2 protein-coding genes and 1 pseudogene are annotated in these 3,763 nt (G+C 70.1%); 2 read left to right on the forward strand and 1 reads right to left on the reverse strand.

Features of this window, described 5'->3' with window-relative positions:
• Both VF794_RS40180 and cysI read left to right on the forward strand, forming a co-directional pair.
• A pseudogene (locus tag VF794_RS40180) lies at positions 1-486 on the forward strand (assimilatory sulfite reductase (NADPH) flavoprotein subunit); the annotation flags it as partial.
• 12 nt (positions 487-498) lie between these two features.
• Positions 499-2,157 carry an assimilatory sulfite reductase (NADPH) hemoprotein subunit gene (gene cysI, locus VF794_RS40185; protein ID WP_331119094.1) on the forward strand — a complete coding sequence of 553 codons (1,659 nt, stop codon included), beginning with the start codon at positions 499-501 and terminating at the stop codon, positions 2,155-2,157.
• 45 nt (positions 2,158-2,202) lie between these two features.
• Here cysI and VF794_RS40190 read toward each other — a convergent pair whose 3' ends face one another.
• Positions 2,203-3,582, reverse strand: coding sequence for a hypothetical protein (locus tag VF794_RS40190; RefSeq protein ID WP_331119096.1), 1,380 nt, complete (start codon positions 3,580-3,582; stop codon positions 2,203-2,205).
• Positions 3,583-3,763: the final 181 nt, after the last annotated feature.

Consider the following 3,763-nt stretch of genomic DNA (forward strand, 5'->3'; position numbering starts at 1 on the left):
ATCGAGGCCAACGATCGTTTCCGCCTCCCCAAGGACGCGAGCCGTGACGTCATCATGATCGGCCCCGGCACGGGCGTGGCTCCGTTCCGCGCCTTCGTGCAGGAGCGCGCCGAGACCGGCGCGAGCGGTCGCAACTGGCTCTTCTTTGGAGAGCAGCACTTCCGCACCCAGTTCCTCTACCAGGTGGAATGGCAGGAGGCGCTGAAGCAGGGGGCGCTGCACAAGCTCGACCTCGCCTTCTCCCGCGACCAGGGTCAGAAGGTCTACGTGCAGCAGCGGCTGCGCGAGAAGGGGCGCGAGCTGTACTCCTGGCTGGAGGGCGGTGCCCACCTGTACGTCTGCGGCGATGCCCAGCGCATGGCGCCGGACGTCAACGAGGCGCTCCTCGATGTCATCGCGACCCACGGCGGGAAGAGCCGCGAGGACGCGAAGGTTCATCTCGACTCGCTGCGTGAGCAGCAGCGCTACCTGCGCGACGTCTACTGAGTGAGGAACACCATGAGCAAGAACCCGACTCCGGCCCTCTCCGAGGTGGAGCACATCAAGGCGCGGAGCAACCTGCTGCGTGGCACCCTCGCCGAGAGCCTCGCCGATCCGCTCACCGGGGCCATTGCCCCGGCCGACACCCAGTTGATCAAGTTCCACGGCAGCTACCAGCAGGACGACCGGGACATTCGCGAGGAGCGTCGGCAGCAGAAGCTCGAGCCGGCCTACAGCTTCATGATCCGCACCCGCCTGCCGGGTGGGGTGTGCACCCCGAAGCAGTGGCTCGTTCTGGACGAGCTGGCCCGCACCTACGCCAACGGCACGCTGCGGCTGACCACGCGTCAGGCCTTCCAGCTCCACGGCGTGCTCAAGGGCGACATGAAGCGCACCATCCAGGGGATGAATGCCGCCCTGGTGGACAGCATCGCCGCTTGCGGTGACGTCAACCGCAACGTCATGTGCAACCCCAACCCGGTGGACTCGCGCGCGCACGAGGTGGTGCACCAGTGGGCCATCCGCCTCTCCGAGCACCTGCTCCCGAAGACTCGCGCCTACTACGAGATCTGGCTGGACAAGGAGAAGGTGGCCGGCGGTGAGGAGGAGCCCATCTACGGCGCCACCTACCTGCCCCGGAAGTTCAAGGCGGGCATCGCGGTGCCGCCGCTCAACGACGTGGACGTCTTCTCGCAGGACCTCGGCTTCATCGCCATCATCGAGGGCGGGGAGGTGATTGGTTTCAACGTCCTGGTCGGCGGCGGCATGGGCGCCACGCACGGCGATGCGGCGACCTTCCCCCGGCTCGCGGATGTCATCGGCTTCATCCGCCCCGAGCAGCTCCTGGAGGTGGCGGAGAACGTGGTGAAGGTGCAGCGTGACTACGGCGATCGCACCAGCCGCAAGCACGCGCGCCTCAAGTACACCATCGAGGACCGGGGCATCTCCTGGTTCGTCTCCGAGCTGGAGCAGCGGCTCGGCTACACCCTCCAGCCCGCGCGCCCGTTCGCCTTCGAGCACAACGGCGACCGCTTCGGCTGGATCCAGGGCCACGACGGGCGCTGGAGCCTGACGCTCCACCTGGACAGCGGTCGCGTGGCGGACGTGGGCGACCAGCGGCACCTCACCGGCCTGCGGGAGATCGCCCGCATCCACAAGGGCGACTTCCGCCTCACGCCCAACCAGAACCTCATCATCGCCGGCATCGCCTCGGATGACCGCCCGGCCATCGGGGCCCTGGTGAAGGCGCATGGCCTCGACGGCTTCCAGCGGGCCAGCCCCCTGCGCCGCAACGCGCTGGCGTGCGTGGCCCTGCCGACGTGCGCCCTGGCCATGGCCGAGGCCGAGCGCTACCTGCCGCGCATGGTGGGGCTGCTGGAGGAGCGCCTCGCGGCCCATGGGCTCGCGGACGAGAACATCCTGCTGCGCATCACCGGCTGCCCCAACGGCTGCGCCCGGCCCTACCTCGCGGAGATCGCCCTCGTGGGCAAGGGGCCCGGCCGCTACAACCTCTTCCTCGGCGGCGACGCCCGGGGGCAGCGCATCAACCGCCTCTACCGCGAGAACCTCGACGAGGCGGGCCTCCTCGCGGCACTCGAGCCGCTGTTCGCCGCCTTCAAGCGCGACCGGCTCCCGGGAGAGGGCTTCGGCGACTTCACCGTGCGCATCGGGGGGTGATGCTCCGGGGGCACGGGTGTGTACCGTGCCCCCGGCTACCGCGTACTACTGGCCGAGGTTGAACTCGCCCTCGCGCACCATGCTCTCGATGCCGGGGGTCAGCTCGGGGGCCGCCAGCTCGGACACGCGCACCGCCGGGAAGCGGACCTCGAGGCCCTTGGCGAGGCGGTGGTACAGGCTGTTCGTCCCGAGCGAGAAGAGCCGCAGCCCGCGCAGCGCGTAGCTGCCGTCGAGCTTGGACAGGCCCGCATGGCCCGCCTCGAAGCGCAGCGTCAGCGTGTGCGTGCCCGCGCCCAGTTGGTCCGTCACCTGCGCCTCGGCCACCGGCCGCTCGACGCCCTTCGGATCCATCGCCACGAGCGAGCCCGTCACCTCGTAGCGGTCGAGTGACTGGCTCTCGAGCACCACGTCCACCTCGAGCGCCGTCACCTTGCCGCTCGCGTCACGCACCAGGCGCTCGCGGCCCACCGAGGCGATCCGCGCCGTCGGCACCGCGAAGCCGAAGCCCGTCTGCCCCAGGCGGTCGAAGGCCTGTCCGCCCACTGCACCCACCGCGCGCACTTCCAGCACCCACGCGCCCGGCTCGTCCTTCTCGTTCATCGCGCGCGACACCAGGGCCCGGTACTCGTTGCCCACCTTCACCACCGGCACCACGCGATCCTTCTCGAAGCGCGGGTTGTAGAGGGCGGCCTCGTAGCGCACGTGATCCACCGGCGTGTCCGACTGGACGCCCACCGTCACGTAGCCCTCGTCGCCCGGGAAGAGCTGCATGGACGACGCCGTGAGCGACAGCTCGATGGGGGAGGAGGGCTGGCGCACCTCGATGGCGAAGCCCAGCGCGGCCGCCTTGGCACCCACCTGCACCTTGTACTGGCCGCGGCCCATCCCGCGGTTCAGGCGCAGCATGGACATGGGCTGGGTGATGCCCTTCAGCTTCTCCGAGTCCACGCCCATCTGGTTCTGCGCGTCGCGCGCCGCCCGCTTGTCCGCGCGGCGACCCTGGGGATCGAACAGCGCCACGTCGCGCAGCGCCTCCTCACCCGCCCGGGCGCTGGTGCCCTTGGGGACGAGGATCACCCACGCCTCGTCGGGCGTGTCGATGGGCAGCTCGACCTGCACGGCCGCCGAGCGCGGATTCACATGCAGCACGGTGGACTTGGAGCGCTGCGTCTCGGGCGCGAGCGGCGTCGCGAGCGGCAGCTTGGGCGAGGTGGGGGTGGACACCGAGACGAGGCCCGGGCCGATGCCCTCGCGGACGTCGCGGGCGTAGAGCCGGCCCGGGGCCACGTCACCCGGGGCGAGCGTGGCGCCCGAGGCGCCGCGCAGGTTGGAAGCGGCCATGGCGGGCTCCGGAGTGAAACCGCCGAGGAGGGTGGCCGCCAGCATCATTCCGGCGGACCGAACGAAGAATCGAGGGAAGGTCATGGTCGTTATCCTTGGGGGTTTCAGTGAAGCGCCTCGACAACGGTGTAGTTGTGGACGCCCCAGTAGGTGTCCCAGGCGAGAGCACCGCAGAAGTTGGAGCCACCCGGGGGCGCCTGCACGCAGTCGTTGGAGCCGGAGGAGCCCGTGGTGGCGTCGAAGCCGTACTTGGCCACGAGGCACG

The organism is Archangium sp. (assembly GCF_036389735.1).
Classification (GTDB): domain Bacteria; phylum Myxococcota; class Myxococcia; order Myxococcales; family Myxococcaceae; genus Archangium.

Coding starts and splice junctions, on each gene's coding strand:
- cysI (WP_331119094.1), top strand. CDS start 499: ATGAGCAAGAACCCGACTCCGGCCCTCTCCGAGGTGGAGCACATCAAG.
- VF794_RS40190 (WP_331119096.1), bottom strand. CDS start 3,582: ATGACCTTCCCTCGATTCTTCGTTCGGTCCGCCGGAATGATGCTGGCG.